General features: G+C 54.0%; 3 protein-coding genes. 1 reads left to right on the top strand and 2 read right to left on the bottom strand.

Annotated features, from left to right (window positions below; translation table 11 throughout):
• The first annotated feature begins 74 nt into the window (after positions 1-74).
• Positions 75-1055 (top strand): quinone oxidoreductase, encoded by a 981-nt coding sequence (locus tag RTK32_RS20960; protein ID WP_312047309.1) that lies wholly within the window; start codon positions 75-77, stop codon positions 1053-1055.
• Between the two features lie 290 nt (positions 1056-1345).
• On the opposite strand, the gene pspG is transcribed toward RTK32_RS20960, so the two are convergent.
• Both pspG and dusA read right to left on the bottom strand, forming a co-directional pair.
• Positions 1346-1579, bottom strand: coding sequence for an envelope stress response protein PspG (gene pspG, locus RTK32_RS20955; RefSeq protein WP_409451125.1), 234 nt, complete (start codon positions 1577-1579; stop codon positions 1346-1348).
• Between the two features lie 295 nt (positions 1580-1874).
• Positions 1875-2702 (bottom strand): tRNA dihydrouridine(20/20a) synthase DusA (gene dusA, locus RTK32_RS20950; RefSeq protein WP_312047305.1); only part of this gene is annotated, 828 nt, incomplete at its 5' end.

Genomic DNA, 2702 nt, shown 5'->3' with positions numbered 1-2702 from the left:
GTGGGGACGCGCCAGTATACCCGTTTGGCGGCCTCTCGTCCTCCTTCAATCACGCGGAATCAACAGGAGTGACCATGCCAAAACGCATACAAATCAGCCAGCACGGTGGTCCGGAAGTGATGCAGATTATCGATGCCGCCGTGCCGGAACCGGCCGCTGATGAGGTCGTAGTTGAGAACAAAGCGATAGGCATTAACTACATCGATACCTATGTCCGCAGCGGGCTTTATCCCGCTTCGCTGCCTTCGGGTCTGGGAACGGAAGCCGCTGGCATAGTCACGAGCGTGGGTAAAGGCGTGACCACGGTTAACGTGGGCGATCGCGTAGTCTATGCGCAGTCAACGCTCGGCGCCTACAGCAACTATCATGCGGTCCAGGCTGACAAACTGGCGCTACTGCCGGACACGATCTCTTTTGAGCAGGCGGCCGCCTCGTTTTTGAAGGGGTTAACCGTACATTATTTGCTGCGTCAGACTTACGTTGTGCAGCCGGATGAAACGTTTCTTTTCCAGGCAGCGGCGGGCGGCGTGGGGCTGATTGCCTGTCAGTGGGCAAAAGCGTTGGGCGCACACCTGATCGGCACCGTAGGCTCGGCCGAAAAAGCGGCGAGAGCAAAAGAAGCGGGTGCCTGGGAAACCATTAACTATCGCGAAGAAAATGTGGCGGAGCGCGTAATGGAACTGACTCACGGCAAGAAAGTGCGCGTGGTGTATGACTCGGTAGGCAAAGATACCTGGGAAGCGTCGCTGGATTGCTTACAGCGCCGCGGCCTGATGGTCAGCTTCGGCAATGCTTCCGGTCCGGTTACCGGCGTGAATTTATCCACGCTGACTCAAAAAGGCTCGCTGTACGTGACTCGCCCTTCCCTGCATGGCTATATCACTAATGCAGACGCGCTGACCCAGGCCAGCAACGAGCTGTTTTCGCTGATTGCCAGCGGGGCGATTAAGGTAGACGTGCCGCCGCAACAAAAGTTTGCCTTAGCGGACGTGCAGCAGGCACACAGAACGCTACAAAGCCGGGCGACCCAGGGATCCTGTTTGCTGATCCCCTAACGGGGAAAACGCCGGTTATCCTGTACTGTCGCTCAAAAATGCACAGCGCATGGCTTGCAGATTACCACCGTGTAGAAATAAGTAGGGCTTCCCGTAGGAAGCCCTTTTTTCTTTTTTATAGTTCGCGCTGTTTGTAGGGTCAGCGGCGATGAATTTGGCAATTCAGTGAAATCATCCTGACAGAATTCATAAGCAAAAAATATGTTTAATTGCAAAATAGTCTGTGCGATCTGCCACGGTGTGATCGACTCCGCATAACCTTTTGCAAATCTGTCGTTGATCCGCTGATGTTAGCGGGACATCCAGCGGGCTGTTTTTGACGACGGCTTACGGTATGCGCGATAAATCCATACTGCAGCGACCGCCAGCGCCAGCCACGGCAGCATTTTAATGACTACCATCAGCAGACCGGCAAACATCATCACCACGCTGGCAACAAACAGTGCCAGAATAATCCCCAGCACTGAAACGCCGGTCAATAACAGCATCACAAAGAAGCCAAGGACAAAAAAGATTTCCATCAGCGTACCTCCTTAAAGATCTGAGAGATCGATTCACTCTCTGAGCGATCCTTTACAAGATACGTGCCAGAAATGAAAACAAGTTAAACGCTTGAGTTTCCTGCTAAAACAGAAAGGAGCGTGAGAGATAACCTGATTAATTTCCCCATTATATGGCGTGATATTAACCAGGTAACCTGAACCGCCGCGCTGCGCGGATGATAGCCATGGTGTTTTATCCGATAAAGCATTGTTAATAAATGCATTCATCCGGCAGGCATGCCCCTTGACTGAGGACAACTCGCACCTTGCAAACAGCCTATACTGCCGCAGGCACCTTATCAGCCACCAGCGCCAGCGCGGCTTCTACCGTCTCTACATTGGCCCCCGCCTTATGGGCGTTTTCGCTCAGATAACGACGCCACTGGCGCGCGCCTGGGATACCCTGGAACAGCCCCAGCATATGGCGGGTGATGTGGCCAAGATACGTTCCCTGCGCCAGTTCGCGCTCGATATAAGGATACATTGAGCGCACTACCGTTACCGGATCGACCGCAGGGCGATCGCAGCCAAACAGCTCGCGATCAACTTCTGCCAGCATGCCCGGATTTTGATAGGCCTCGCGGCCCACCATCACACCATCTACATGCTGCAAATGGGTTTTAGCTTCCGCCAGCGATTTGATGCCGCCATTAATTGACAGCGTCAGCTGCGGAAAATCCCGCTTCAACTGATAAACGCGCTCATAGTCCAGCGGCGGGATCTCACGGTTTTCTTTTGGACTAAGTCCGGAAAGCCAGGCTTTGCGCGCATGGATAATAAACATGTCGCAGCCACCTTGCTCCGATACCTGACGAATAAAATCGCAAAGAAATTCGTAGCTATCCAGTTCATCAATGCCGATACGGGTTTTTACCGTCACCGGAATTGACACGCGGTCGCGCATTGCCTTTACCGCATCCGCCACCAGAGCCGCTTCTCCCATCAGACAGGCGCCAAAGCGTCCGTTCTGCACGCGATCGGAAGGGCAACCCACGTTCAGATTGATCTCGTTATAGCCACGAGCCTGCGCCAGTTCGGCGCATTGTGCCAGCGCCAGCGGATCGCTGCCGCCGAGCTGCAAGGCGACCGGGTGTTGTTGTTGGTT

Source organism: Erwinia sp. (assembly GCF_031978025.1).
In the GTDB taxonomy this organism is placed as follows: Bacteria; Pseudomonadota; Gammaproteobacteria; order Enterobacterales; family Enterobacteriaceae; genus Erwinia.
The sequence above is the reverse complement of the archived record's forward strand: the minus strand, read 5'-3'. Positions and strand labels throughout refer to the sequence as shown.